This is a genomic window from Pseudomonas sp. No.117 (assembly GCF_054558395.1).
Map to the genome: position 1 here is coordinate 297,467 of NZ_BAAJNP010000003.1, position 25,057 is coordinate 322,523.

General features: G+C 68.9%; 22 protein-coding genes and 1 riboswitch. Of the genes, 4 read left to right on the forward strand and 18 right to left on the reverse strand.

Features of this window, described 5'->3' with window-relative positions:
- Nucleotides 1-10: 10 nt before the first annotated feature.
- The 5 genes from ACYJP6_RS08125 to ACYJP6_RS08145 all read right to left on the reverse strand — a co-directional run bounded on the left by ACYJP6_RS08125 (nt 11) and on the right by ACYJP6_RS08145 (nt 5,755).
- Nucleotides 11-1,369, reverse strand: coding sequence for a 3-carboxy-cis,cis-muconate cycloisomerase (locus ACYJP6_RS08125; RefSeq protein ID WP_459474541.1), 1,359 nt, complete (start codon nt 1,367-1,369; stop codon nt 11-13).
- A gap of 12 nt (nt 1,370-1,381) precedes the next feature.
- A complete protein-coding gene (locus ACYJP6_RS08130) occupies nt 1,382-2,674 on the reverse strand; it encodes an MFS family transporter (protein ID WP_459474542.1) in 1,293 nt (430 codons plus the stop codon).
- A 232-nt stretch (nt 2,675-2,906) separates the two neighbouring features.
- Complete coding sequence (pcaF, locus tag ACYJP6_RS08135; RefSeq protein WP_459474544.1) at nt 2,907-4,121, reverse strand: 3-oxoadipyl-CoA thiolase; 1,215 nt, start codon at nt 4,119-4,121, stop codon at nt 2,907-2,909.
- The gene (locus tag ACYJP6_RS08140) at nt 4,118-4,903 is read right to left on the reverse strand and encodes a CoA-transferase subunit beta (RefSeq protein ID WP_058784257.1); all 786 of its coding nucleotides are present in this window, start codon (nt 4,901-4,903) and stop codon (nt 4,118-4,120) included. Before ACYJP6_RS08140 ends, pcaF begins: the two co-directional genes overlap by 4 nt.
- Before the next feature lie 3 nt (nt 4,904-4,906).
- The gene (locus tag ACYJP6_RS08145) at nt 4,907-5,755 is read right to left on the reverse strand and encodes a CoA transferase subunit A (RefSeq protein WP_459474545.1); all 849 of its coding nucleotides are present in this window, start codon (nt 5,753-5,755) and stop codon (nt 4,907-4,909) included.
- A gap of 206 nt (nt 5,756-5,961) precedes the next feature.
- Here ACYJP6_RS08145 and ACYJP6_RS08150 point away from each other — a divergent pair, with 206 nt between their 5' ends.
- Nucleotides 5,962-6,183 (forward strand): VF530 family protein, encoded by a 222-nt coding sequence (locus tag ACYJP6_RS08150; RefSeq protein WP_459474547.1) that lies wholly within the window; start codon nt 5,962-5,964, stop codon nt 6,181-6,183.
- Nucleotides 6,184-6,592: 409 nt separating this feature from the next.
- Here ACYJP6_RS08150 and ACYJP6_RS08155 read toward each other — a convergent pair whose 3' ends face one another.
- Nucleotides 6,593-7,540 carry a class I SAM-dependent methyltransferase gene (locus ACYJP6_RS08155; protein ID WP_459474548.1) on the reverse strand — a complete coding sequence of 316 codons (948 nt, stop codon included), beginning with the start codon at nt 7,538-7,540 and terminating at the stop codon, nt 6,593-6,595.
- 217 nt (nt 7,541-7,757) lie between these two features.
- Between ACYJP6_RS08155 and ACYJP6_RS08160 the strand changes: the two genes are divergently transcribed.
- Nucleotides 7,758-9,881 carry a TonB-dependent siderophore receptor gene (locus ACYJP6_RS08160; RefSeq protein WP_459474549.1) on the forward strand — a complete coding sequence of 708 codons (2,124 nt, stop codon included), beginning with the start codon at nt 7,758-7,760 and terminating at the stop codon, nt 9,879-9,881.
- Nucleotides 9,882-10,052: 171 nt separating this feature from the next.
- Here the strand turns inward: ACYJP6_RS08160 and ACYJP6_RS08165 are convergent, their stop codons facing one another.
- The 5 genes from ACYJP6_RS08165 to ACYJP6_RS08185 all read right to left on the reverse strand — a co-directional run bounded on the left by ACYJP6_RS08165 (nt 10,053) and on the right by ACYJP6_RS08185 (nt 15,498).
- On the reverse strand, nt 10,053-10,850 hold the full coding sequence (locus ACYJP6_RS08165; protein ID WP_459474551.1) for an ABC transporter ATP-binding protein: 798 nt from the start codon (nt 10,848-10,850) through the stop codon (nt 10,053-10,055).
- Nucleotides 10,847-11,905 carry a FecCD family ABC transporter permease gene (locus tag ACYJP6_RS08170; protein WP_459474553.1) on the reverse strand — a complete coding sequence of 353 codons (1,059 nt, stop codon included), beginning with the start codon at nt 11,903-11,905 and terminating at the stop codon, nt 10,847-10,849. The genes ACYJP6_RS08165 and ACYJP6_RS08170 overlap by 4 nt, the downstream gene beginning before the upstream one ends.
- The gene (locus tag ACYJP6_RS08175; RefSeq protein ID WP_459474554.1) at nt 11,902-12,900 is read right to left on the reverse strand and encodes an ABC transporter substrate-binding protein; all 999 of its coding nucleotides are present in this window, start codon (nt 12,898-12,900) and stop codon (nt 11,902-11,904) included. Before ACYJP6_RS08175 ends, ACYJP6_RS08170 begins: the two co-directional genes overlap by 4 nt.
- A gap of 245 nt (nt 12,901-13,145) precedes the next feature.
- Nucleotides 13,146-14,525, reverse strand: coding sequence for an aromatic acid/H+ symport family MFS transporter (locus tag ACYJP6_RS08180; protein ID WP_459474555.1), 1,380 nt, complete (start codon nt 14,523-14,525; stop codon nt 13,146-13,148).
- A gap of 118 nt (nt 14,526-14,643) precedes the next feature.
- Nucleotides 14,644-15,498 (reverse strand): IclR family transcriptional regulator domain-containing protein, encoded by an 855-nt coding sequence (locus tag ACYJP6_RS08185; protein ID WP_145011823.1) that lies wholly within the window; start codon nt 15,496-15,498, stop codon nt 14,644-14,646.
- A gap of 141 nt (nt 15,499-15,639) precedes the next feature.
- Here ACYJP6_RS08185 and ACYJP6_RS08190 point away from each other — a divergent pair, with 141 nt between their 5' ends.
- A complete protein-coding gene (locus ACYJP6_RS08190; RefSeq protein WP_459474557.1) occupies nt 15,640-16,158 on the forward strand; it encodes an Mpo1 family 2-hydroxy fatty acid dioxygenase in 519 nt (172 codons plus the stop codon).
- On the opposite strand, the gene ACYJP6_RS08195 is transcribed toward ACYJP6_RS08190, so the two are convergent.
- The 7 genes from ACYJP6_RS08195 to cobG form a co-directional block, all read right to left on the reverse strand.
- On the reverse strand, nt 16,143-16,907 hold the full coding sequence (locus tag ACYJP6_RS08195) for an ABC transporter ATP-binding protein (RefSeq protein ID WP_459474558.1): 765 nt from the start codon (nt 16,905-16,907) through the stop codon (nt 16,143-16,145). The two genes, ACYJP6_RS08190 and ACYJP6_RS08195, sit on opposite strands and share 16 nt — an antisense overlap.
- Entirely contained in the window at nt 16,904-17,938 is a 1,035-nt protein-coding gene (locus ACYJP6_RS08200; RefSeq protein WP_309759238.1) for a FecCD family ABC transporter permease, read from the reverse strand. Before ACYJP6_RS08200 ends, ACYJP6_RS08195 begins: the two co-directional genes overlap by 4 nt.
- Complete coding sequence (locus tag ACYJP6_RS08205; RefSeq protein ID WP_459474559.1) at nt 17,935-18,951, reverse strand: ABC transporter substrate-binding protein; 1,017 nt, start codon at nt 18,949-18,951, stop codon at nt 17,935-17,937. The genes ACYJP6_RS08200 and ACYJP6_RS08205 overlap by 4 nt, the downstream gene beginning before the upstream one ends.
- Before the next feature lie 31 nt (nt 18,952-18,982).
- A riboswitch (cobalamin riboswitch) is annotated at nt 18,983-19,122 on the reverse strand.
- Between the two features lie 68 nt (nt 19,123-19,190).
- Nucleotides 19,191-20,861 carry a precorrin-3B C(17)-methyltransferase gene (cobJ, locus tag ACYJP6_RS08210; RefSeq protein ID WP_459474560.1) on the reverse strand — a complete coding sequence of 557 codons (1,671 nt, stop codon included), beginning with the start codon at nt 20,859-20,861 and terminating at the stop codon, nt 19,191-19,193.
- Nucleotides 20,849-21,589, reverse strand: a complete 741-nt coding sequence (locus ACYJP6_RS08215) for a precorrin-2 C(20)-methyltransferase (RefSeq protein ID WP_459474561.1) — start codon at nt 21,587-21,589, stop codon at nt 20,849-20,851. The genes cobJ and ACYJP6_RS08215 overlap by 13 nt, the downstream gene beginning before the upstream one ends.
- Nucleotides 21,589-22,215 carry a precorrin-8X methylmutase gene (locus ACYJP6_RS08220; protein WP_459474562.1) on the reverse strand — a complete coding sequence of 209 codons (627 nt, stop codon included), beginning with the start codon at nt 22,213-22,215 and terminating at the stop codon, nt 21,589-21,591. Before ACYJP6_RS08220 ends, ACYJP6_RS08215 begins: the two co-directional genes overlap by 1 nt.
- A complete protein-coding gene (cobG, locus tag ACYJP6_RS08225) occupies nt 22,208-23,494 on the reverse strand; it encodes a precorrin-3B synthase (RefSeq protein ID WP_459474563.1) in 1,287 nt (428 codons plus the stop codon). The genes ACYJP6_RS08220 and cobG overlap by 8 nt, the downstream gene beginning before the upstream one ends.
- Nucleotides 23,495-23,591: 97 nt before the next feature.
- Here cobG and cbiE point away from each other — a divergent pair, with 97 nt between their 5' ends.
- Nucleotides 23,592-24,794 (forward strand): precorrin-6y C5,15-methyltransferase (decarboxylating) subunit CbiE, encoded by a 1,203-nt coding sequence (cbiE, locus tag ACYJP6_RS08230; protein WP_459474564.1) that lies wholly within the window; start codon nt 23,592-23,594, stop codon nt 24,792-24,794.
- Nucleotides 24,795-25,057 lie beyond the last annotated feature (263 nt).

Below are 25,057 nucleotides of genomic sequence, written 5' to 3' on the forward strand. Positions count from 1 at the left end.
GTCCTCTTTTCTAGGGATGGGAAAGCAGGGTCTGGTGTTCGGCCAGGGCGCGAGCCACCCAGGCCCGGGCCTGGCCCTGGTAATGGGCGGGGTCCAGCAATCGATCCAGCTCGGCGCTGGAGAGTTCGGCAGTCACCTCGGGGGTGTCGCCCAGTATCTGGCGCAGGTGACGACCTTCCTGGACGGCGCGCTTGCAGCTCTGCTCCACCAGGTGGTGGGCAGCCTCGCGGCCCAGGCGACCGGCCAGGGCGATGCTCACCGCCTCGGCCAGCACCAGGCCATGGGTCAACTCCAGGTTGACCTGCATGCGTGCGGCATCGACCTCCAGCCCGGCGACGATGGTCTGGGCCTGTTGCAGGGCGCCGGACACCAGGCAGAACAGTTCCGGCAGGGTCTCCCACTCGGCGTGCCAGAGGCCGAGACTGCGCTCGTGCTCCTGGGGCATGGCCGAGAGCAGCGTGCTGACCAGTCCCGGCGCGCGGGTGGCGGCGGCAATCAGCACCGCGGCACCGACCGGATTGCGTTTGTGCGGCATGGTGGACGAGCCGCCCTTGCCCGGCGCCGACGGCTCGAAGACCTCGGCGGCTTCGGTCTGCATCAACAGCGAGAGATCGCGGCCCAGCTTGCCCAGGCTGCCGGCCACCAGGCCGAGCCAGGCGCCGACTTCGGCCAGGCGATCACGCTGGGTGTGCCAGGGTTGCTCCGGGAGTCTCAGTTCCAGTTCGCCAGCCAGCGCCTCGGCCACCGGCAGGGCCTCATCGCCCAGCGCGGCCAGGCTGCCCGAAGCGCCGCCAAACTGCAGGACCAGTACCCGCGGCCGCAACTCGGCCAGGCGCTGGCGATGACGGGTGATGGCGCCCAAGACCCCGGCCAGCTTCATGCCCAGGGTCACCGGGGTGGCGTGTTGCAGCCAGGTACGGCCGGCCAGCACGGTATCGGCATGACGCTCGGCCTGGGCCGCGAGGGCCTCGGCCAGGGCTGCCAGATCGGCATCCAGGAGGTCCAGCGCCTGGCGGACCTGCAGCACCAGCCCGCTGTCCATGGCGTCCTGGCTGGTGGCGCCGCGGTGCACATGGCGCTCGGCCTCGGGGTCCTGGGCGGCGATCTGCCGGCCGAGGGCCTTGACCAGGGGGATGGCCGAATTACCGGCGCTGACCACGGCGCGGGCCAGCTCAGCGGCATCGTACAACTCGGCGCGGCAGGCGGCGGCGATGGGCGCCACCGCCGTCAGGGGGATCACCCCCACCGCGGCCTCGGCTCGGGCGAGGGCCGCCTCGAAGTCCAGCATGCCCTGCAGTCGACCCCGGTCGCAGAACACCGCACGCATGGCGGCGTTGGTGAAGTAGGCGTCGAACAGCAGATTGGACATGGGAACTCCTTTTTAGTGGTCGTGGTGCAGGTAGGCTGCCTGACGTGGTAGACGCAGGCTGACCAGGAAGGCCACCGCCAGCATCACCGAGACGTAGATGTAGAAGATTTCCTCGTGCCCCTGGGTCTTGAAGCTCAGGGCGACGAATTCCGCCGAGCCGCCAAAGACCGCATTGGCCACCGCATAGGACAGGCCCACGCCCAGGGCGCGCACCTCGGGCGGGAACATCTCCGCCTTCACCAGGCCGCTGATGGAGGTGTAGAGGCTGATGATGGCCATCGCCAGGCAGATCAGCAGGAAGGCCACGAAGGGACTCTGGACGCTGGCCAGGGCGGTGAGGATCGGCCAGGTGCAGACCGTGCCCAGGCCACCGAACAGCAGCATGGAAGCGCGCCGGCCGATGCGGTCGGAGAGCATGCCGAACAGCGGCTGCATCAGCATGAACACCAGCAGCGCGCAGGTCATCACGGCGCTGGCGGTCTTGGCGTCCATGCCGCTGGTGTTGACCAGGTACTTCTGCATGTAGGTGGTGAAGGTATAGAAAATCAGCGAACCGCCGGCGGTGTAGCCGAGTACGGTGAAGAAGGCCGCCTTGTGATTCCTGAACAGTCCGCTCAGGGTGCCGGCTTCCTTGTTGGCGCGGGTCTCGGCGGTGGTGGTCTCTTCCAGCGAGCGTCGCAGGAACAGCGAGATCACCGCGGCGACGGCGCCGACCACGAAGGGAATCCGCCAGCCCCAGGCGCGCAGGTCGGCATCGCTCAAGACCTGCTGCAGGATCACCACCACCAGCACCGCCAGCAACTGGCCGCCGATCAGGGTGACGTACTGGAAGGAGGCGAAGAAGCCGCGCTGGCCGCGCAGGGCCACCTCGCTCATGTAGGTGGCGGTGGTGCCGTATTCACCGCCGACCGAGATGCCCTGCAGCAGTCGCGCGAGCAGCAGCAGGGCCGGCGCCGCGACGCCGATGCTGGCGTAGGTGGGCAGGCAGGCGATGGCCAGGGAGCCGGCGCCCATCATCAGGATGGAGATGACCATGGAGGTACGCCGGCCGTACTTGTCGGCGATGCGCCCGAAAATCCAGCCACCCAGGGGCCGCATCAGAAAGCCCGCTGCGAATACCCCGGCGGTGCTCAGCAATTGGACGGTGGGATCGCTCTTGGGAAAGAAGGCCGCGGCGAAGTAGATGGAGCAGAAGGCGTAGACGTAGAAGTCGAACCATTCCACCAGGTTGCCGGACGAGGCGCCAACGATGGCGAAGATGCGCTTCTTGCGCTCCTCGAAGCTGTAGTGCGGGTGAGTGCTCATGGAGATCCTTAATTATAGGTATGGATGGACGGGAGACAGCCTACCGCCATTCGGACCAGCAGAGACACACGGGGTTACAGGGAGGTGTGGGCATGGAGATAGGTGAGATTTGGTGATTTGCTTGAGCATGGGCTCTACGATCGGCTTGGAAGATCGCGGCCATGGGCCGCTCCTACGGTGTCATGCTTTTGTAGGAGCGGCCCATGGCCGCGATGGCCCCAGCGACAAAGCCTCAGATCCCGTCCACCCGCTCCACCGCCAGCGCCAACCCCTGGCCGACACCCACGCACATGGTCGCCAGGCCCAGGCGGCCGCCGGTCTTCTCCAGGTGGTGCACCGCGGTGAGCACCAGGCGGTTGCCACTCATGCCCAGGGGATGGCCCAGGGCGATGGCGCCGCCGTTGGGATTGACCTTGGGGCTGTCGTCGGCCACGCCCAGCTCGCGCAGTACCGCCAGCCCCTGGGCGGCGAAGGCTTCGTTGAGTTCGATGACGTCGAAGGCCTCGATGGGGAGGTCCAGTTGCTTGAGTAGCTTGCGCACCGCCGGGGTCGGGCCGACGCCCATGATGCGTGGCGCGACTCCGCCGCTCGCCATGCCCAGCACCTTGGCGCGCGGCCTGAGCCCGTGCTTCTTCACGGCTTCCGCCGAGGCCAGGATGATCGCCGAGGCGCCGTCGTTGAGGCCCGAGGCGTTGCCGGCGGTGACGGTCTTATCCGGTCCGTTGACCGGCTTGAGCTTGGCCAGGCCGTCAGCGGTGGTGTCCGGACGGGGATGCTCGTCGCGCTCCACCACCACGTCACCCTTCTTGCCCTCGATGGTCACCGGGACGATTTCTTCGGCGTAGTAACCGGATTCCTGGGCTGCGGCGGCGCGTTGCTGGCTGCGCAGGCCGAAGGCGTCCTGGTCGGCGCGGCTGACGCCATAGTCGGCGGCGACGTTGTCCCCGGTGACCGGCATGCTGTCGACACCATAGGCCTCCTTCATCGCCGGATTGACGAAGCGCCAGCCGAGGGTGGTGTCTTCCAGCTTCTGGCCGCGCCCGAAGGCGCTGTCGGCCTTGCCCATGACATAGGGCGCACGGGTCATGGACTCCACCCCGGCGGCGATCACCAGGTCCATCTCACCCAGGGCGATGGCGCGGTAGGCCTGGCCCACCGCCTCCATGCCCGAGGCGCAGAGGCGATTGAGGGTCACGCCCGGTACGGTTTCCGGCAACCCCGACAGCAGCACCGCCATGCGCGCCACGTTGCGATTGTCTTCGCCGGCCTGGTTGGCGCAGCCCATGAACACCTCGTCCACGGCGGACCAGTCCACCTGCGGATTGCGCTCCTGCAGCGCCTTGAGCGGAATGGCTGCCAGGTCGTCGGCACGCACCGCGGAAAGACCGCCGTTGAGCCGGCCGATGGGCGTGCGGACGGCGTCGCAGATGTAGACGGCGCGACTCATTCCTCACCCCCCTTCTGGCCGCCATGGGCGGCAGCAGTACGCGCCTGCAGATCGCGCAGGGCGTCGAGTTCGGTGGCGGTGGGCGCCTCGGTGGTGGCGACCTGGTCGGCGAAGCGGATGGCCCAGCCGGTGGCGGCCACCACCTGCTCGCGGGTCACCCCGGGATGCAGGGCGGTCACCACGAATTCGTGGGTGCCGGCTTCCGGCTCCATGATGCAGAGGTCGGTGATGATGGCGGTCGGGCCCTTGCCCGGCAAGCCCAGTTGCTGGCGATGATCGCCACCCTCGCCGTAACCCACCGAGGTGATGAAGGCTAGCTTGTCGACGAAGCTGCGGTGCGACTGCTTGAGGATGATCAGCACCTCCTTGGCCGAGCCGGCGATCTCCGGCGCACCGCCAGCGCCCGGCAGGCGGACCTTGGGCTGGTTGTAGTCACCGATCACCGTGGTGTTGATGTTGCCGAAGCGGTCGACCTGGGCGGCGCCCAGGAAGCCGACGTCGATGCGTCCGCCCTGCAACCAGTAGCGGAAGATCTCGCCGGTGGGCACCACGGTGTCGGCGGTCTCGGCCAGTTCGCCGTCGCCGATGGACAGCGGCAATACCGTAGGCTTGGCGCCGATGGGGCCGGATTCGTAGATCAGTACCACGTCCGGCGCATGGGTCAGGCGCGCCAGGTTCGCCGCGGTGGACGGCAGGCCGATGCCGACGAAGCAGACGCTGCCATTGCCGAGGCGGCGCGCGGCGGCCACGGTCATCATTTCATTGGTGGTGAAGTCGCTCATGATTCAGGCCTCCGCAGCCAGCTTCGCCTGGAAGGCGGCGAAGTCCGCGGTACCGCGGATGTAGGTGTCGATCCACTGGGTGAAGGTATCGCGATCGCGGGCGATTGGATCCCAGGCCTGGTAGAAGCGGTTGTCGCGCTCGTAGTAGCCGTGGGCATAGGACGGATGCGCCCCGCCGGGCACCACGCAGACGGCGCTCAGGGCCCAGGTCGGCAGCACGCAGGCGTTCATCGGCGCCTGGAGGTCATCGACGATTTCCTCAACAGTGACGATGCAGCGCTGGGCCGCCAGGGCGGCTTCCTTCTGCACGCCGAGGATGCCCTGGATCAGTACGTTGCCCTGGCGGTCGGCCTTCTGGGCATGGATGACGGTGACGTCGGGACGAACGCTGGGCACCGCGGCGAGTTTTTCGCCGGTGAAGGGACAGGCGATGAACTTGATGTCCGGATTGACCTTGGCCAGGTCCGAGCCCTGGTAGCCGCGCAACACGGCGAACGGCAGGTTGGAGGCACCGGCGACATAGGCATTGGCCAGGGCCGCGTGGCTGTGCTCGGAGATGTCGAGCTTGTGCGGCCAGCCCTTCTCCACCGCATCGCGCAGGCGGTGCAGCGAGCCGACGCCGGGGTTGCCCCCCCAGGAGAAGATCAGCCGCTTGGCGCAGCCGGCGCCGATCAGCAGGTCGTAGACCAGGTCGGGGGTCATGCGCACCAGGGTCAGGTCGCGCCGGTTCTGGCGGATCAACTCGTGGGCGGCGGCGGTCGGGATGAGATGGGTGAAGCCTTCGAGGGCGACGGTCTCGCCATCGTGGACGAAGCGCTGGATGGCTTCGCTCAGGGACAGGATCTGGGCCATGGATTGTCGACTCGCGTCTTTGTTATCGGCGCCGCCCGGTGCGGCGGTCTGGGGTCAGACTACAAAGCCCCAGCGTCCCGAACAATCCGATAATCGACTAACAGTTCGATTATCGAACGACATTGCTCAGCAGCCTATCGACCACAGCGGCACGCGACCGCGCGCGGCAGCGGCTACACTGCGCCACCCGTGACAGGAACCGAAAGATGTCCGACAAAGCCCGCCCCGCCCTCGAAGGCGTTACCCTCGAAGCCCTGCTCACCCGCCTGGTGGAACACCACGGCTGGGAAGAACTCGGCCGGCGCATCCCGCTGCGCTGCTTCACCCACGACCCCAGCATCAAATCCAGCCTGACCTTCCTGCGCCGCACGCCCTGGGCGCGGGAAAAGGTCGAGCAGCTCTACCAGCGATTGCCAAAGCAGGGTTGAGGCCGGACGTAGGTTGGGTTGAGACGGCTCTACCGTCGAAGCCCACCGAGCCGGGGTCGAGCCCGGGCACCGTTGGGCTTCGCTGCGCTCAACCCAACCTACGGCGGATTCGTAGGTTGGGTTGAGACGGCTTTATCGTCGAAGCCCAACGAGCCGGGGTCGAGCCCGGGCACCGTTGGGCTTCGCTGCGCTCAACCCAACCTACGGGCGGATTCGTAGGTTGGGTTGAAACGGCCTTGTCGTCGAAGCCCAACAAGCCGGGGTCGAGCCCGGGTACCGTTGGGCTTCGCTGCGCTCAACCCAACCTACGGGCGGATTCGTAGGTTGGGTTGAGACGGCTCTACCGTCGAAGCCCAACGAGCCGGGGTCGAACCCGGGCACCCGTTGGCTTCGCTGCGCTCAACCCGACCTACGACGCTTGTCCCTGCTGGAACACCAGCACCTTGAGGCCACCCTCGGGGTCCTCGTCGGCGAACTCCGGGGGATTGGCCAGGCGTTCGACGAAGGCCAGGCTCGGTGCCTCCTCGGCCATGCCGGCGATGAGGAAATCCGCGCCCACACCGGGGTCGTTGACGCAGGCCAGCACCCGGCCGCCCGGGGTGAGCAGTTCGGGCAGCCGGCGCAGGATGCGGGCGTAGTCCTTGGTCAGGGCGAAGCTGCCCTGCTGGAAACTGGGCGGATCGACGATCACCAGGTCGTAGGGGCCCAGCTTGCGCACCTTGCCCCAGGACTTGAACAACTCGTGGCCGAGAAAGCTGACCTTGCCCAGGTCATGGCCATTGAGTCGGTGATTCTCGCGACCGCGGGTAAGGGGCCCGCGGGCCATGTCCAGGTTGACCACCTGGGCCGCGCCGCCGGCCAGGGCGGCTACCGAGAAGCCGCAGGTGTAGGCGAACAGGTTGAGGATGCGCAGATCGGCGGCCTGCTCGCGCACCCAGCGCCGGCCCAGGCGCATGTCGAGGAACAGCCCCATGTTCTGGTGGCGGGAAAGATCCAGGCCGAATTTCAGCCCGTCCTCGTGGATGACGTGCTCCCCCACCGGAACACCGATCAGCGTCTCGCTGGCGGCGTCCAGGCGATAGCGATGCTGCAGCAGCAGGCTCTGTGCGCCGCTGGCCGCCCAGGCCGGGCTATCGGCCAAGGCCATCAGCGTCGAGCGCAGGGCCGCCAGCTCATCCGCGGGCAACTCACGGAATACGCCCACCCGTACCACGCCCTCCAGCCAGTCGACGGTGAGCTGCTCGAGCCCCGGCAGCAGCCGGCCCCGGCCATGGACGAGGCGCCGCGCCTCGGTCGGCGGCGACGCGAGGGCGGAGGTGAGCAGATCGACGAGCTGGGCAAGGGTGGCGGTATTCATGGACGGTCGCTGGCACAAAGGGATCGGCATGCTACGCCAAATGGCCGGGGCGCGGCGGGACTAGCGGGTGCGAAGGACTCGTCGGGCCTTGCAGGAGTCCACTTCCAGGCATCCGACCAGCAAACCGAAATACCTCTCAAGTGGTAACGAAACGCAGTTGTATCCACTTTGTAAACCGCTCTAGAATCCGCCTCCCCGAACTCCAGGACGATAATAAATGCGCCGGCTGGTCCCTGCTCTGTCCCTGCTTCCCCTTTGCGCCCTGCCCCTCCATGGCTTCGCCCAGACGGCTGACGAGGCGCCCCAGGCGTTGTCCGATCTCACCGTCACCGGGACCGCCGAATCGGCCACCGGACCGGTGCAGGGGTATCGCGCGGAACGCTCCAGCAGTGCCACCCGCACGGACACCCCGCTGCATGAAACGCCGCAATCGGTCAGCGTGGTCTCGCGCGAGGCCCTCGACGACCTCTCCGCCACCCGCCTGCAGCAGGCACTGGACCAGGCCGGTGGCGTGGGCCGCGGCAACAACTTCGGCGGCCAGGGCCTGACCAGCTACACGGTGCGCGGCTTCACCAGCTCCGAGTACTTCCGCAACGGCTTCCCCATGAACCGCGGCTACCCCAACGCACCGGATGCCGCCACCCTGGAGCGGGTCGAGGTCCTGCGTGGTCCGGCGGCGACCCTCTATGGCCGCAGCGATCCGGGCGGTACCTTCAACGTGGTCACCAAGCAGCCCCTGGGCGAGCGCAAGACCACCCTCGGCAGCCAATTCACCGACCAGGGCCTGAGGCGCGGCACCCTGGACACCACCGGCCCGGTGGACGAAGACGGCCGCCTGGCCTATCGCCTCAACCTGATCGCCGAAGGCGGCGACAGCTTCCGCGACGATGTGGAGCACGAGCGCTACGAGGTCGCCCCGGTGCTGAGCTGGCAGGCGACGGATGCCACCCTCATCACCTTCGAAGCCGACATCATCCGCAACAACGCGCCGCTGGATCGGGGCCGGACCAACTACCTGGCCCAGCGCGCCCAGGCCAGCCGCTCCACCAACGCCTGGGAAAAGGGCACCACCAACTTGCTGCACAACGACAACGAGGCCTACCAGCTGCGTTTCGAGCACCAGTTGAACGACGCCTGGACCCTGGCCGGCGGCTTCCAGTACCTCGACGGCAGCCTCAAGGGCAATGCCGTGGAAGCCAACGGCGTGCAGGCCAATGGCGTGGTCCTGGGCCGCAACTTCAACTACCGCAAGCTGGAGTGGAGCGACCGCGACCTGCAGCTGAACCTGACCGGCCACTTCGACACCTTCGGCCTCGGCCATACCCTGGTCACCGGGGTGGAAGTGGAAGACTACGACTACCGCTCCATCATCCGGCGCTCCGCCGGCGGCGCCGGCGTCTATACGGTCAACTTGGTCGACCCGGTGCTCGGCCAGCCGCGCCCGGCGCTGACCCGTACGCCGACCCACGACCACGAGACGCTCAAGACCTGGGCCGCCTTCGTCCAGGACCAACTCGCCGTCACCGACCGACTCAAGCTGCTGGGCGGCCTGCGCCTGGAGCGCTTCGAGCACGACTACGACAACTTCGTCGCCGGCGGCCTGAGCTGGACCAACGACGACACAGCCGTCACCCCGCGCCTGGGCGCCAGCTACGACCTCACCCCGGACCTGGCGCTCTACGCCAGCGCCTCCAAGTCGTTCAAGCCCAACACCGGCGCGGCGCGCCAGGGTGGCGGCTTTGATCCCGAGGAAGGCAAGGCCTACGAGCTGGGCCTGAAGTGGGCGGCGCTGGGCGGTCGCCTCAGCGTCGACGCGGCGATCTTCCACACGGTCAAGGAAAACGTCCTGACCCTGGATCCGGTCGATCCGAACTTCAACGTCGCCGCCGGCGAAGTCCGCAGCCGCGGCTTCGAACTCAACGTCGCCGGCGACCTGACGGCCAACTGGCGCATCCTCGGTGGCTACGCCTTCACCGACGCCGAGGTGACCAAGGACAACAGCCTGCCGCGCGGCACCCGCCTGACCAACATCCCGCGCAACGCCGTCAACCTGCTCAACGTCTACGAATTCCACGACGGTGTGCTACGCGGCCTGGGGCTGGGCGCCAACGTCAAGTACGTGGGTGAGCGCGAAGGCCAGAAGACCGCGGTCAGCGACTACAAGATGGACAGCTACACGGTCACCGACCTGCTGAGCTTCTACAAGATCGACGAGCACCTGCGGCTGAACCTGGACGTGCGCAACGTCTTCAACAAGGGCTACGACGAGAGCTCCTGGAACGCCTACAGCTATCCGGGCGAACCGCGCACCGTGCAGGCCGGCTTCACTTACACCTTCTAACAGCACCCAACGAAACTGCATGCGTCCGCCAGGCGGGCGCGTGCAATGCTCGGTCTCCTCAGGTACTCCCTCCTCCCCCGCGCGCGAGCCTGGTCCGGTTCCTGCGCGCCGCGCACAGCCGCCTGACAGCCACCCGCCTGGTTTCGTTAGCCGCTTCGCGGCTCCCTGCGGTCAGGCCTCGTTGAAGGCCTGACCCGCCAGCGGCTGGACCACCGGGCGGCCCTGGCGGTCGTGGAGGATGTCCACCGCCACGCCGTAGGTGGCCTCCAGCAGGTCGGCGGTGACGATGGCGGCGGGACGTCCGGCGGCCAGCAGCCCCCCGTCGACCAGCACCAGCAGCGAATCGGCGTACTGGCAGGCCAGGTTGAGGTCGTGCAGCACCACCACGGTCACCCGGCCGTGCAAGCGGGTCTCGTGGCGCACTCTATCCAGCAGGTTGATCTGGTGCCGCAGATCAAGGGCGCTGACCGGTTCGTCCAGCAGCATCACCGCGGGCTCGCGCATCAGCACCTGGGCGAAGAACACCAGTTGCCGCTGGCCACCGCTCAGGGCGCCCAGCTGGCGCGAGGCCAGGTGGGCGATGCCCACCTCCTCCAGCTTGCCGAGGGCGCGCCGCAGCAGGTCATCGTCCAGATGCAGGGTCAGCCGCTCCAGGCTGCCCATGGCTACCGTCTCCAGCACCGACAGCGCCGCCTCGGCATGGGAATCCTGTGGCATATAGGCCACGCCCTGGCGCCAGCCGTCCCTTTGGCTGCGGGCCGAGGCGCCGGCCACCAACCGCCGCTCGCCCCGCTCGATCCGGCCGGCGGCCAGCGGCAGGTCACCGGCCAGGGCACGCAGCAGGGTGGTCTTGCCGGTGCCGTTGGGGCCGAGGATCACATGGACCTGGCCGGGGTGCAGTTCGGTGGACAGCCCGGAGATCACGGTACGGTCGCCGCGCTTCAGCGCGAGGTCGTGGAGGCGAATCATAGGCTGGACCTGCGCGGGGCGAAGATGAGCCAGAGCAGGAAGGGCACCCCGACGATGGCGGTGACGATGCCCACGGGAAACAGCGCGCCCGGCAGGATGGACTTGGATAGCACCGAGGCGAAGGACAGCATCAGGGCGCCACAGATGGCCGACAGCGGCAGCAGGAAGCGCTGGTCCTCACCGACCTGCCAGCGGGCGATATGGGGGGCGACCAGGCCGACGAAGCCGATCACCCCGACGAAGCTGGTCGCCGTGGCGGTCATCACCGCCACCAGGATCAGCACCTTGAGGCGCAGGCGGCGGATGTCCACGCCCAGGCTGGCGGCGCGGGCCTCGCCCAAGCGCAGGGCGGCCAGCTTCCAGGCATCGCCCAGCAGCAGGCCACAGCACAGCAGGGTCATCCCGGTGACGATGCCCAGGGTGGTCCAGGTGGCGCGGCCCAGGCTGCCGAACAGCCAGAACAGGATCTGCTGCGACAACTCCGGCGAGGACAGGAACTGCACCAGCGACAACAGCGACTGGAAGAGAAACAGCAGGGCGATGCCACCGAGGATGATGGTGTCGCTGCCGGTGCGCTTGAGCGACGCCAGGGCGAAGAGGAACAGCGCCGCCAGCATGGCGAAGACGAAGGCGCCCAGCGGCACCCCGATCAACGCGCCCAGGCCGAAGCTGTCCAGCGCCAGGCTGAGGGCGGCGCCGCAACCAGCGGCGGCGGCCATGCCCAGGGTGTAGGGGCTGGCCATGGGATTGTTGAGCAGCGTCTGCATCTGCGCCCCGCCGGCGCCGAGGGCGGCGCCCACCGCCAGGGCCATCAGGGCCACCGGCAGGCGCAGGTCGCGGACGATGGCGTCGGTCATCGGCTGGCGCTCACCGAGTCCGGTCAGGGACTTGAGCACCTCCAGCGGCGAAAGCAGCGAAGGGCCGGTGGCGATGTCCAGCACCAGACCCGCCAGGGTCAGCAGCAGAAACACCCCGCAGGCCCGCCAGCGGCGGCGCTCCCGCGCGCGTTGCTCGGCGATGGCGTTCCCGTGGCTGGCGCTCGAGGCCTCGCTCATGGCGTCAGGCCTATGGCAAAGGTGCCCTCGGGCTGGATCGGCATGTAGCGGCGGTAGTACTCACGATAATTAGCCACCGGATCCACGTCCTGGAACAGATCCGGATAGAGCTGCTTGGCGATGAATTGCAGCATGGCGAAGTCTTCCAGGCTGCGCGAGGCGCCCTGGTAGACGCCATAGAGGCGGCCATCGCGGATCGCCGGCAGGTTGGCCCAGCCCGGTCGCTGCATGAAGGCACGCAGGTGGCTGCGAGCGTCGTCGGCGGTGACCCCGGGCCCCATGGGCAGCGCGGTGGGATTGCTGTTGTCCTCGCGGCCGGAGATGAAGATGACCTGCGGCTGGGCCATGAGCACCTGCTCCGGATTCATCACCCCCCACCATCGCACGAAGGGTGCGGCGATGTTGTCGCCACCGGCCAGGGTCACCATGGCGCCCCACATGTTCTGCCCATAGGTGAAGGAGTATTCGGCCGGACCCTTGTTGCCGAATTCGACGTAGACTCGCGGCTTCGGCCTATGGGCCGCCGCGATGCGGGTCTGGATGTCCTGCACCGCCTTGGCATAGAAGTCGGCCAGCTCGGCGGCGCGTGCCTCCTGCCCAGTGATGACGCCGAGCAGGCGGGTGGAAGCCAGGTGGCGCTCCAGGGTCTGGGCGTTGTAGTCGATCGCCACCACCGGAATGCCGAGCTGTTCGAGACGCTTGACCTCGCTGTCCAGCGCCTGGAATTGCCAGGCGGCTAGCACCACCAGATCCGGCTTGAGGGCGAGGACCTTTTCCACGGAAAAGCTGTTGTTTTCCGTCTCGCCCACATCGGGAAGGCTGGCCAGGGAGGGTCGGTGGGCGACATTGAGCGCCCAGTTGGCCGGCACCTTGCGTTCCCAGGCGCCGCGGGAGACACCGACCACGGCGTCGAAGGCCTGCTCGCCCCCCACCGCCAGGTAGTCGCCATAGTGGAAGCCCAGCACCACCCGCTTGGCAGGGACCGAGAGGGTCACCGTGCGACCAAGGACGTCCGTGACCTGGCGGGTGTCGGCGAAGGTCGGTGCAATCAGAAAGCAAGCGATAAGCGTTATCAGCCGTGCAGCCCACCGCCGGCCGTGATGGAAACCTGTCATGGAAGCCCTTGAGACGTCTGCGCCCGCTCTAGAGCGGGCCACTACGAAGCGATCGAAGGGTGCAACTTTACGCGGTGGCAGCGCCCTCGCCTAGCGCTGCCACCCGCAATGGAGCAGGCATGCGTTCAGGTGGCGTCGGCGTGGCTGACCACGCCCTTGATCAGCACGGCCAGGGCGGCGAGGGCCGCGGGCAGCAGCAATGCAGTGAGCACCTGGGTGAAGGTCCAGCCCAGGCCTAGCAGGGTCGCCCCCATCCAGGCACCGGTGATGGCGCCGAAGCGACCGATGCCGAGCATCCAGGACACCCCGGTGGCCCGGCCGTGGGTCGGGTAGTAGCGCGCCGCCAGCGAGGGCATGGCCGATTGGGCGCCGTTGATGCACATGCCGGCCACCAGCACCAGGGTGGCGACCAGGGCGACCTGGCCCAGGCTCTGGCCGACGCAATAGGCGAAGATACCCGCCAGGACATAGAACAGGCCGATGACCCTGTGCGGATTGAACCTGTCCATGGCCCAGCCGACGAAGACCGCGCTGAGCACCCCGCCGAACTGGAACAGCGCCCCGATCAGGGCGGCCTGCTCCAGGCTGGCGCCGGCGTCGCGCATCAGGGTCGGCAGCCAGCTGGTGAGCAGATAGACGATCACCAGGCCCATGAAATAGGTCAGCCACAGCAGTAGGGTGCCGGCGCTGTAGCTGCGGTTGAAGATCACCGCGAAGACGTTGCCGGTCTTTACCGATTTCTGCTCCGGCACCACGAAGTGCCGCGCCTCGGCGGCCTCGCGGCCGATGGGCGCCAGCACCCGGCGGATGCGCTCGGCGCTCTTGCCGTGCACCACCAGATAACGTGCCGACTCCGGCAGCCAGAGCAGCAGCACCACCGCCAGGGCCAGCGGCATTACGCCCCCCAGCACCAGCAGGCTGTGCCAGCCATAGGCCGGAATCATCCAGGCCGAGACGAAACCGCCGCCAGCCATGCCCAGGTTGAAGCCGCAGAACATGCTGGTCACCAAGAGCGACTTGAGCCGTTCGGGGGTGTATTCCGACAGCAGCGTGGTGGCGTTGGGCATGGCCGCGCCGAGGCCCAGGCCGGTGAGGAATCTCAGGATCACCAGTTGCTCGAGGTTGGCACTGAAGGCCGACAGCAGGCTGAAGCCGCCAAAGATGAAGGTGGCCACCACCAGCACGCCCTTGCGGCCGAAGCGGTCGGCCAGCGGCCCGGAGCCGAGGGCGCCGAACACCATGCCGCCCAGGGCGGCGCTCATCACCGGGCCCAGGCTGGCGCGCGGCACCCCCCAGTCCACCGACAACGCCGGGGCGATGAAGCCCATGGCGGCGGTATCCAGGCCGTCGAGGAAGACGATGAGGAAGCACAGGGCGACGATGCGCCACTGGTAGGCCGAGAGGGCCTGGCGATTGATGAACTGCTGGACGTCCAGGGTGCCGGCCACGGCCGTGGCGGGGCGATCGGCCAGGGGCGCGGCGCCCGCGTCGAGGATTTGCGTCATGGTGGTCTGCTCGTGTTGTTGTTATCGGCGTATTGCGCCACTGCGCCGACGTTAAGCCCAACCACAAGAGACTGACAATTCGATTATCGGCGAGGTGGCCGATAATCGACCGGATTCGCTAGTGGAACAGCCGGGTGCTCAATTCCTGGCTGGCCGCCAGCAGCACCGGCAGGAAGCGGGTCTCCAGCTCCTGGCGGCTGACCCGGCTGGCATGGGTGCCGACGTTGAGCGCCGCCAGCACCTGGCCGGCGGCATCCCTCAGGGGCACCGCCAGGGATCGCAGCCCGACCTCCAATTCCTGGTCGACCACCACGTAGCCCTGCTGGCGTACCTGGCCCAGGCAGTCGATCAGCGCTGGCGGCTGGTAGAGGGTGCGGCTGGTCTTGGCCTGCAGATCGGCGTGCTCCAGGTAGTCGTGCAGCGCGGCATCGTCGAGGGCGGCGAGCAGGATGCGGCCCATGGAGGTGCAGTAGGCCGGCAGCCGGCTGCCGACGCTGAGGTCCACCGAGATCAGCCGCTGCGGGGTGGCCGAGCGGGCGATGTAGAGGATCTCGTCGCCTTCCAGGGTGGCCATGGAACAGGCCTCGTGCAGCTGTTCGCTGAGGCGATCGAGCACCGGCTGGGCAGTGACCGCCAGCGGCGTGGACGACAGATAGGCATGCCCCAGGGTCAGCACCTTGGGTAGCAGCGAATAGGTGCGGCCATCGGTGGTGACGTAGCCCAGCTTCATCAGGGTATGCAGGCAGCGCCGCACCGCCGCGCGGGGGATCTCGGTGCGATGGCTGATTTGGGCAATGGTCAGCTGGCGCTTGCGCTCCTGGAAGGCATGGATCACCGCCAGGCCACGGGCCAGGGAGGTCATGAAATTCGGGTCGCCGGCGAAGGCCTCGATGCGTTTGGCCGGTGAGGCGATGATCGGCGGTGCCGCCAGCGGCGGCAGGCCCGTGGCATGAGCGGTGCGGTTATCGTCCATCGACCCTATCCTCGGCAGGCTTTTGGCCGATTATCGAGCGAAGGGGCGATCACCGCAATGCCGACCCTCGCAGGTCAGGCAGACAGCACGACCGTCCAGGCGCATGCTGGACCTCCTACCAGCCGTGTGGGCAGCCTGCCGATGAAGACCCTGGAAGATCATCTCAGCCAGTACGCCAGCTATCATCGCGATCCGCGCAACATCGCCAGCCATTTTCCCGGCATCCTGCTGATCGTCCTGGCGGTGGCCATCCTGCTGTCCCGCCCGACGCTTAGCCTGGCAGGCTGTCCGCTGTCGCCCGCGGTGGCGGTCGCCGGCGCGGTGGCGATCTTCTATCTGCGCCTGGATCGTCCGCTCGGTTTGCTGATGACCGCCCTGCTCGCGCTGGCTCTCTGGCTGGGCGCCCTGCTGGCAGCCCAGAGCACAGCGTTATGGCTGGCCTGGGGCCTGGGCCTGTTCGTGGTGGGCTGGGCCATCCAGTTCGTCGGGCACCACTACGAAGGACGTAAGCCGGCCTTTCTCGACGATCTCGCCGGGCTGGCCATCGGCCCGCTGTTCATCGCGACCGAAGCCGTGTTCCTGCTGGGTGGCCGCCCGGCCCTGCGGCGGACCATCGAGGAACGGGCCGGCCCGGTGCGCCGCCGTCAGCCCAGCCGATAGCGGATCGTCGGCCGGGCCTCGGGACCGTGCGGACTGACCTCGGCTCTCACTCCCCATACCTGCTGGATCAGCTCCGCCGTCAGCACCTCGGCCGGCGTGCCCTCGGCGACCAGGCGACCGTCGCGCAGTACCGCCAGGCGATCGCAGAACAGCGCGGCCAGGTTGAGGTCATGGATGGCCAGCACGCAGGTGGCCGGCAGGCGGCGCACCAGGTCGAGGATCTCCAGTTGGTGCTGGATATCCAGGTGGTTGGTGGGTTCGTCCAGCAAGAGTTCGCTGGGCTCCTGGGCCAGGGCACGGGCGATCTGGGCGCGCTGGCGTTCACCGCCGGAAAGACTGTGCCAGCGGCGCCCGGCCTTGGCAGCCAGCCCCACCTGGGCCAGGGCACGCTGGCAGACCTCGGCGTCGCGGGCGCTCCAGGCATCGAGCAGACCGCGATGGGGCGTGCGGCCCAGGCGCACCACCTCGGCCACCGAGAGGTCGGCCTCGGTGCCGGCCTGCTGCTCCACCAGGGCCACCCGACGGGCCAGGTCGCGGCGGCGCAACTGATTCAGCGGGGTCTCGTCGAGGCTGACGGCACCTTCCTCCGCTCGCCGTAGTCCGGCCAAGAGTCGCAACAGGCTGGACTTGCCCGAGCCATTGGGACCGAGCAGACCGAGCACCCCACCTGGCGGCACCTGCAGGGTCACCCCGCGCAGGATCGGCTGGCCACCGGCACTCCAGGACACGTCGCGGGCGGCCAGGCTCATCGGACTTCCCGCGCGCGATAGAGGATGAAGGCGAAGGCCGGCGCCCCGACCAGGGCGGTAACCACGCCGATGGGCAGGGTCTGCTTGGCCACCAGGGTGCGGGCGACGATATCGGCCAGCACCATGAACAGGGCGCCGATCAGGGCACAGGTGGGCAACAGGCGACCGTGGCCGGGACCGACCAGGAAGCGCGCGACATGGGGAATCACCAGGCCGACGAAGCCCACCGCCCCCACCAGGCTGACCAGGCAGGCGGTGATCAGGCCGGTGACCGCCAGCAGCAGCAGGCGCAGCGGACCCACCGCCACCCCTAGGCTGGCGGCGGCGTCCTCGCCGAAGGCGAAGGCATCCAGCGCCCGGGCGCAAGCGAGGCAGACCAGCAGGCCACCCAGGACCACGGCGCCGGCCAGCCAGACATCCGGCCAGCGCACCCCAGACAGGCTGCCGAGCAGCCAGAACATGACGCTACGCGCCTGCTCGGCGTTGGCCGCGGTGGCGACGATATAGGCGGTCAGGGCATTGAACAGCTGGGAGGCGGCAACCCCGGCGAGGATGATGCGGGTGCTGCCGCCGCTGCCGAGAAAGGGCAGCACCACGGTGAAGGCCAGCATGGCGCCGAGGAAGGCGCCCAGGGACACCCCGAGCACCCCGCCGCCGACGCCCAGCAGCATCACCAGCACCGCGCCGGTGGAGGCGCCGGCCGACAGCCCCAGCACATAGGGTTCGGCCAGGGCGTTGCGCAGCAGCGCCTGGAGGATGGCGCCGGACACCGCCAGGCCCGCGCCGCAGCAGGCCGCTACCAGGGCGCGGCTGAAGCGGTATTCCCAGACGATACCCTGGACGATGCGCTCCACCGGATAGGGGCCCAGACCGAGACCATTGGCGATGGCCTGCAGGCTGGTGAGGGGGGCGATGGGCATCTCGCCGAAGGAGGCCGCGAACACCACGCTGGCGGCCAGCGCCAGCACGGCGGCCAGGCCCAGCAGCCAGCGCCAGGGCCGGGCGCCTTCGGCCGCCAGGGGCAGGCTCATGGTTTGGGCTTGGCCAGGGCGCTGGCCAGGGCCTCGACGCCATCCACCACCCGCAGCGAGGGGTTGAGGGTCGGGGCGTCCACCACCAGCAGGTGGTTCTCGCGCACCGCGCGCAATTCGCGGGTCAGGGGATCGCTGCGCAGGAAGGCCAGTTTCTTGTCGACGTCGTCGGCCGGGTACAGGCGGCGGTCCATGCGCGCCACCACGATATAGTCCGGGTCCAGGGCGGCGACGCGCTCCCAGCTCACTGCCGGCCATTCCTCGGCGCTGTCCACCACGTTGCGCAGCCCCAGGGCGCGCGCGATCCAGGCGGGCGCACCGAGGTTGCCGGCTACCCAGGGATCCCCTTCCAGGCGGGTACTGGAGAACCAGAACAGCACCGAGCGCCCCTGCACCCCGGCAGCCTTGGCTTGCTCGCCAGCGGCGGCGATACGCCGGTCCAACTCAGCCGCCAGGCGGTCGCCGGCCGGCTGCACATCGAGGATGGTCGCCAGCTCGTGCACTTCACGGGTCACCAGCTGCATGTCGAAGGGCGCGCTGCGACTGCCGTCGCTGTTGGAATCGGCGGTCACCGCCTTGCCCTCGCAATCGCTGGGCGCCACGTAGGCGGCGATGCCGAGGTCGGCGAAGCGCGGGAAGTCGCCCACCTCGCCACCGGGGCCGACATGATAGGTGTACTGCGCCGCCACCAGGTCCGGCCGGGTACCGACCACGGCCTCGAAGCTGGGCGCGTTGTCGGCCAGGCGCGGGACGCCCTTGCCCTCTGCCTGCAGATCCACGGGCAAGCCACCGAACCAGACGCCAGTGCCCACCATCCGCGGGGCAACGCCCAGGCGCAACAGCAGCTCGGTGCTGGCCTGGCCGATACTGACCAGACGTTGCGGCGTGTGCTCGAAGACCAGGTCGCGACCGCAGTTGTGCACGGTCAGCGGATAGTGGGTGGCGGCCTGAGCGGTGAAGGACGAAACGGACAGTGCCGCAGCGGCTAGCAGCGGCGAAAGACGGCGAAGCATGGACTCTCCTTGGGATGACGCGTCCCTTGTGGATGGTTGGTGTCCCCTGGCAAGGTCTGGCTCATCTCCCGAAGGAGACTCACAGTGGCGCGACCGCGCCGGATTTGCACCGGCTTCCCGCCAGCGGATCTGAGGTGTCGCCGACGGTGAACCAGCGGCGACCAATCTTCAAGCACCGGTTTCGCCTGGAAAGTGCCCGCGCTCGGCCGGCGACTTCTCAAACGCGCCAGAATGTTACTTTATAACAATTCAGAATCATACCAGCGTGGCGTATAGACCCATTCGCCACCATCGGCCCGCGGGAAACGCCGGGTATGGCTGGAGCCGAGGATCACCAGGGTGCGTGAATCCACCCTATCGCTGCGCAAGGCGCCGAGGCTGGTGTATTCGAGACCGCCACCGGGCCGGCCGACATCGCGGCCGAGAATTACCGGAGTGGTCGCCGGGCGACAGCTGCGCAGGACGTCCAGGGCCCGGTCCAACTGATGCGGACGGGCCTTGGAGATGGGGTTGTAGAAGGCCATCGCCAGGTCCGCCGCGGCGGCCTGGCGCAGCCGCTGCTCGATCACCGCCCAGGGCTTGAGGTTGTCGGACAGGGAGATCAGGCAGAAGTCGTGGCCCAGGGGCGCCCCCGCCAGGGCGGCGCTGGCCATGGCCGCGGTGATGCCCGGCAGGATCTCCAGCTCCACCGCTGCCCAGCGCGGATCCGCAGCGCCTTCCAGCACCTCCAGCACCGCCGCGGCCATGGCGAAGACCCCCGGATCACCGGACGACACCATGACCACGCGCCGACCGCTGGCGGCCAATTCGAAGGCGTGACGGGCGCGCTGCAGCTCCTCGCGGTTGTCGCTGGCATGGGCCAGCTGGTCGGGTCGCAGGGGACCGGCCATGTTCACGTAGGTGGCATAGCCGAGCACGTCCTGGGCCTGGTCCAGGCTGCGGCGCACCACCGGGGCCATGAGTTCGGCCGCGCCGGGGCCGAGGCCCACCACGCTGAGGCGACCACGGCGTTGCCCGAGCCGATCGGCGTCCAGCGGCGTCGGGTGCAGGTGCAGGGCGATGCCACGCTCCTGGGCGCGGTCGACGGTCGCCTGGGCGAAGTCCGGGGTGCCGGCGTCGACGAATCTCAGCGGTACGTCCAGCGCCTGGCTCAGCTCGGCCAGGGCGGGCGTGGCCATGTCTTCCGCCCGCGCCAGGAGCACGGCGACGGCGCCTGGCGCATAGCCGGTACTGGCGAGCAATTCGCTGACGGCAGTCGCGGTGGCATCGGCGCGTACCGCCACCAACACCGCGCGGGGATGGATCAGCAGGGTGTGATCGTCGGTGCTGGCCAGTGGCGAGACCAGGATGCGCTGTCGCGCGGCGGGATCGCGGGCCAGGGGCACCTCGTCCAGCCAGGGCGCCTCGCCCTCGATGCGCACCGGCTCACCGGCCAGCAGATCGGCCACCCGGTGCTTGGCCACGTCGACATCGGCCAAGGCATAGCCGGTAGGCGGATCGAGCAGGCAGGTGCCGAATCTCAGTTCGCCGCTGGTGGTGATGGCCGGGGCCACGCCCAGTAGCGTACCGAGCTGACGGGCCAGGCGATTGGCCCCGGCCAGGCCGCCCAGCAGCGGCACCACGGCGCTGCCGTCCTCGGCCACCGCCAGCACCGGCGGCTCGGCGGTCTTATCGTCCAAGAGCGGCGCCAGGGTACGGATGACGATGCCGGCGGCGCAGAGCACCACCAGCGGCCGCTGCTGCCGATAGAGCTCACGCAGCTGGTCGCCGAAGGCATCGTAGCTGACATCGCCCTCGACCCGTCCGGCGAGGCCGTGCACCTGGCTACCCGGCAAGCCGGCCTGCAGGCGGCGGGCGGTGGCCAGGGCACCGGGGCCGAGGATGACGATGGCCGGGCTCAACCCTTCCATTTCACCCCCGGCACCACCACCAGCGAGAAATACGGCGAGGCCATGGGCTCCACCTCGTCCAGCGGCACGATGCGCTGGTTGCTCATGGTGGCGCGCTCGATATAGCGGGCGCGCGCGTCCAGGCCCAGCTCGCGCAAGACCTGGCGCACCTTCTCGAAGTTACGGCCGAGCTTCATCACCACGGCGGCGTCGGCGCTGGCCAGGCGCGCCTTGAGTTCCTCGGCGGAGAGCACCCCGGAGAGCACCGTGAGGGTCTGGTTGCGATAGACCAGCGGCAGACCGAGCATGGCCACGCCGCCGAGCATGGAGCAGACCCCCGGTACCACCTGGGCTTCGTAGCGCTCGGCCAGGCGATCGTGCAGGTACATGTAGGAGCCGTAGAAGAAGGGATCGCCCTCGCAGATCACCGCCACGTCGCGGCCGGCATCCAGGTGGTCGGCCACCTGGGCGGCGGCGGTGTCGTAGAAATCGGCGATCACCGTCTCGTAGGACAGCGGCGGCGCCAGCTTCTCGGTGGTCACCGGATAGACCAGCGGCAGGCGCTGCTGGCCATCCAGCAGATAGCCCTCGATCACGCCATAGGCATTGCCGCCCTGGCCGACATTGGCCTTGGCCTTGGCGACGAAATAGGCCACCACCGGCGCGCCCTGCAGCAGGCGCAGGGCCTTCACGGTGATGAGTTCCGGATCGCCCGGGCCGACGCCCAGGCCGAGCAGGCGGCCGGCCATCACTCCACCTCCGTGGCCAGGGCGTTGACCGCGGCGGCGGCCATGGCACTGCCACCGCGGCGGCCGCGGACGATGACATAGGGCACGCCGCGACTGTCGGCGGCCAGGGCGTCCTTGGACTCCATCGCCCCGACGAAGCCCACCGGCATGCCGAGGATCAGCGCCGGCTTGGGGGCGCCGGCGTCGAGCATTTCCAACAGGTAGAACAGCGCGGTGGGGGCATTGCCGATCACTACAACGCTGCCGGCCAGGTGTGGCCGCCAGCGCTCCAGGGCCACGGCGGAACGGGTATTGCCCTGCTCGATGGCCAACTCGCGGATGCCGTCGTCGTGCAGGGTGCAAATGACCTGATTGTTCGCTGGCAAGCGAGTGCGAGTGACGCCCTCGGCGACCATGCGCGCATCGCAGAGGATGGGCGCACCGGCCGCCAGGGCCGCGCGACCGGCCGCGCCGGCACCTGGGGAAAAGGCCAGGTCCTGGACCACGTCGACCATGCCGCAGGCGTGGATCACCCGCACGGCGAGCTTTTCCAGGTCGGCGGGAATGGCCGAGAGATCGGCCTCGGCGCGGATGGTGGCGAAGGATTGGCGATAGATCGCCTGGCCGTCGCGTTCGTACTCAAGCATCACTAGGGCTCCGGGCTAGCCAGGCGGCGGCCTCGTCGAGAGAAAGGTGGGTGGCGCGCCGCCGGCCCGGACCGGGCTGGGTGGCGTCGCGCACGAAGAGGTCATAGCGGCCGGGGGCCACGGCCAGCAGCGTATGGGGTGCCTGGCCGGCCAGGGCGCAACTGCGCGGGCAGCCGGAGAGATGCACCGCCACGCCGGCCGGTAGCCGTTCGGCCAGGCGCAGGGCATCGCCCTTGGTATCGGCCTGGCCCTTGGCGCAGCCCACGCTGCCGGTGCAGGCGATCAGCCGGGCCAGGGGCGCGGCGGGATCGGTGGTCAGGTCCAGCGCTGCCAGGGCGGCTAGCAATTCGGGCGCCTGATCGACAGATACATCCGGCAGCAACAGGCCCTGCCAGGGCGTCAGGTGCAGTTCGCCATTGCCCAGGCGCTCGGCCAGGTCGGCGACTGCCACCAGAGTCGTGGCCGGCAGGCGGCCCAGGGCAGGTTGGGCGCCGACCCAACACAGGCCAGGTTGGCGCTGAGGATGGTTACCCAGGCGCCTGGCGATTTCCGCTGGCGCGCGTGGGTGGCTCGGCGTCGGCAGCAGATCCAGACCGGCCAGCAGTTCCTCGACCGGCCGTTGCGCCAGCAGCTGTCGCATGCGGCTCTGCTCGGGGTTAGCCAGATCTAGGAAGCGATGCAGCAGGGTCGCCACCGTGGCAACCTCGCGTCCCGCGGGGATCAGGCCCAGGGGTGCGTCCAGCGGGGTGCCGGCGAGACCGAGCACATAACCCTCGGCACGGGCCGACAGCCAGACATCATGGGGATGGTCGAGCCGCGCCAGGGCCTCGCCACCGTCCAGTTGCAGGGCGAACTTGGCCGACAGCCCATGCAGGCGGCGGTCGCCTTCCAGGAGGGCGAGCAGTTCGGCGGCCAGGGGGCGGACGTCCTGCAGCTGCTGCGGATCGCGGCCGGCAGAGGGGCTGAGCAGCAGATTGCGCACGTCGTCGGCGGCGGGATCGCCAGGGCCGAGGCCGGCGGCCTGCAAGGCAGCCACCAGGGCATCGGCGCCGTCCGGACGCACGCCCCGCAGTTGCAGGTTGGCCCTGTTGGTCAGCTCCAGCACACCGCTCGCCCAGCGCTCGCTGGCGGCAGCGATGGCCCGCGCCTGGTCTGCCGCCAGCCGACCTCCCGGCAACTTCACCCGGCACAGGCCGCCATCGCGCGCGGGCACGATGCGCAGCAGGCCCGGACAGGCCGAAGGCCGCGGGACGGTGGCGGAGGGAAGCGAAGGATTCACGGCGGAAGGTCGGGCTGGACGGGAAAGACGCTATTATGCCCGCTTTGCCCGACCCCTTGAAAACGCCCGGTCGGCCGACGTTCGATGAGGTTTGTTCATGATTCCCTGGCTGACCGTGGTGGGTATCGGCGAAGACGGCTACCCCGGCCTCGGCAAGCAGGCGCGCCGCGCCCTGCTGGAGGCAGGGGTCGTCATCGGTGGCCCGCGCCAGCTGGCGCTGCTGCCACCCTGCATTCGCGCCTCTCGCGAGCCCTGGCCGCAGCCCTTCGCCCTGGCCCCGGTATTGGACCGGCGCGGCACCCCGGTCTGCGTGCTGGCCAGCGGCGATCCCATGCTGTTCGGCGTCGGTGCCAGCCTTGCGCGCCAGCTGTCGGCCGACGAATTGCAGGTATTGCCGGCGCCCTCCTCCTATTCCCTGGCCGCGGCTCGCCTCGGCTGGCCGCTGCAGGACGTCACCCTGCTGTCGGTGGTGGCCCGCCCCCTGGCCGCCGTGGTACGCCATCTGCACCCGGGCGCCCGATTGCTGGTCTTGAGCAACGACGGTAGCAGTCCCGCCGCCCTGGCCGAGCTGCTGGTGGAACAGGGCTTCGGCGCCAGCCAGCTGCAGGTGCTGGAGCACCTGGGCGGCCCGCTGGAACGAAGGGTTGCCGGTCGTGCCCAGGACTGGTCGCTGGTCGAGGCGGCGGCGCTCAACCTGGTCGCCATCGAGGTCCTGAGCGAAAGCGGCGCGGCAGGTCTGCCACTCACCGTCGGTCTGCCAGACAGTGCCTATCGCCACGACGGCCAGTTGACCAAGCGAGACGTGCGCGCCGTGACCCTGGCGCGCCTGGCGCCGCGCCCCGGCGAGTTGCTGTGGGACGTGGGCGCCGGCTGCGGCTCCATCGGCATCGAATGGGCGCGCAGCCATCCCAGTTGCCGGGTGCTGGCCATCGAGGCCGACGCCGGACGCCAGGCGCATATCCTCCACAATCGCGACCAGCTCGGCGCCCCGGCGCTGCAGCTGGTGGCCGGCCAGGCGCCGGAGGCCCTGGCCGGCCTGGCCACGCCGGACGCCATCTTCATCGGTGGCGGCCTTACCGCACCCGGTGTGCTGGACGCCTGCTGGGAGGCCTTGAAACCCGGCGGCCGCCTGGTCGCCAATGCCGTGACCCTGCAGACCGAAGCCGCCCTGGTGGCCTTTCGCGAACGCCACGGCGGCGACCTGACCCGCCTGCAGGTGGCCCAGGCGCAACCACTGGGCGCCTTCGACACCTGGCGCGCGGCGCTGCCCATCACCTTGCTGGAGGTGGTGAAGCCGTGAGTGTTGGACGTGGCCCCCTCACCCCAACCCTCTCCCCGAGGGGAGAGGGGGTGGCTTGGCATGGCCCTTTAATCCGCGGCGGTAAGCAGCGCCTCGCCCCCTCACCTCAGCCCTCTCCCTTTAGGTGCGAGGGGGTCGTTCGGCGGCGGGTCGCAAGTCTGGCATGCGGGCTAACGCCCACTACTTTTTCTGAGCAAGCTGCAATGACCAGCGGGAATGCTGCCTACGGGACCCAGACCCCTGTTCCGCAACTCAACCCAAGG

What these genes read in the sequence shown, in the direction of transcription:
- ACYJP6_RS08125 (WP_459474541.1), bottom strand. Translation starts at nt 1,369, where the DNA reads ATGTCCAATCTGCTGTTCGACGCCTACTTCACCAACGCCGCCATGCGT.
- ACYJP6_RS08130 (WP_459474542.1), bottom strand. Translation starts at nt 2,674, where the DNA reads ATGAGCACTCACCCGCACTACAGCTTCGAGGAGCGCAAGAAGCGCATC.
- pcaF (WP_459474544.1), bottom strand. Translation starts at nt 4,121, where the DNA reads ATGAGTCGCGCCGTCTACATCTGCGACGCCGTCCGCACGCCCATCGGC.
- ACYJP6_RS08140 (WP_058784257.1), bottom strand. Translation starts at nt 4,903, where the DNA reads ATGAGCGACTTCACCACCAATGAAATGATGACCGTGGCCGCCGCGCGC.
- ACYJP6_RS08145 (WP_459474545.1), bottom strand. Translation starts at nt 5,755, where the DNA reads ATGGCCCAGATCCTGTCCCTGAGCGAAGCCATCCAGCGCTTCGTCCAC.
- ACYJP6_RS08150 (WP_459474547.1), top strand. Translation starts at nt 5,962, where the DNA reads ATGTCCGACAAAGCCCGCCCCGCCCTCGAAGGCGTTACCCTCGAAGCC.
- ACYJP6_RS08155 (WP_459474548.1), bottom strand. Translation starts at nt 7,540, where the DNA reads ATGAATACCGCCACCCTTGCCCAGCTCGTCGATCTGCTCACCTCCGCC.
- ACYJP6_RS08160 (WP_459474549.1), top strand. Translation starts at nt 7,758, where the DNA reads ATGCGCCGGCTGGTCCCTGCTCTGTCCCTGCTTCCCCTTTGCGCCCTG.
- ACYJP6_RS08165 (WP_459474551.1), bottom strand. Translation starts at nt 10,850, where the DNA reads ATGATTCGCCTCCACGACCTCGCGCTGAAGCGCGGCGACCGTACCGTG.
- ACYJP6_RS08170 (WP_459474553.1), bottom strand. Translation starts at nt 11,905, where the DNA reads ATGAGCGAGGCCTCGAGCGCCAGCCACGGGAACGCCATCGCCGAGCAA.
- ACYJP6_RS08180 (WP_459474555.1), bottom strand. Translation starts at nt 14,525, where the DNA reads ATGACGCAAATCCTCGACGCGGGCGCCGCGCCCCTGGCCGATCGCCCC.
- ACYJP6_RS08185 (WP_145011823.1), bottom strand. Translation starts at nt 15,498, where the DNA reads ATGGACGATAACCGCACCGCTCATGCCACGGGCCTGCCGCCGCTGGCG.
- ACYJP6_RS08190 (WP_459474557.1), top strand. Translation starts at nt 15,640, where the DNA reads ATGAAGACCCTGGAAGATCATCTCAGCCAGTACGCCAGCTATCATCGC.
- ACYJP6_RS08195 (WP_459474558.1), bottom strand. Translation starts at nt 16,907, where the DNA reads ATGAGCCTGGCCGCCCGCGACGTGTCCTGGAGTGCCGGTGGCCAGCCG.
- ACYJP6_RS08200 (WP_309759238.1), bottom strand. Translation starts at nt 17,938, where the DNA reads ATGAGCCTGCCCCTGGCGGCCGAAGGCGCCCGGCCCTGGCGCTGGCTG.
- ACYJP6_RS08205 (WP_459474559.1), bottom strand. Translation starts at nt 18,951, where the DNA reads ATGCTTCGCCGTCTTTCGCCGCTGCTAGCCGCTGCGGCACTGTCCGTT.
- cobJ (WP_459474560.1), bottom strand. Translation starts at nt 20,861, where the DNA reads ATGGAAGGGTTGAGCCCGGCCATCGTCATCCTCGGCCCCGGTGCCCTG.
- ACYJP6_RS08215 (WP_459474561.1), bottom strand. Translation starts at nt 21,589, where the DNA reads ATGGCCGGCCGCCTGCTCGGCCTGGGCGTCGGCCCGGGCGATCCGGAA.
- ACYJP6_RS08220 (WP_459474562.1), bottom strand. Translation starts at nt 22,215, where the DNA reads ATGCTTGAGTACGAACGCGACGGCCAGGCGATCTATCGCCAATCCTTC.
- cbiE (WP_459474564.1), top strand. Translation starts at nt 23,592, where the DNA reads ATGATTCCCTGGCTGACCGTGGTGGGTATCGGCGAAGACGGCTACCCC.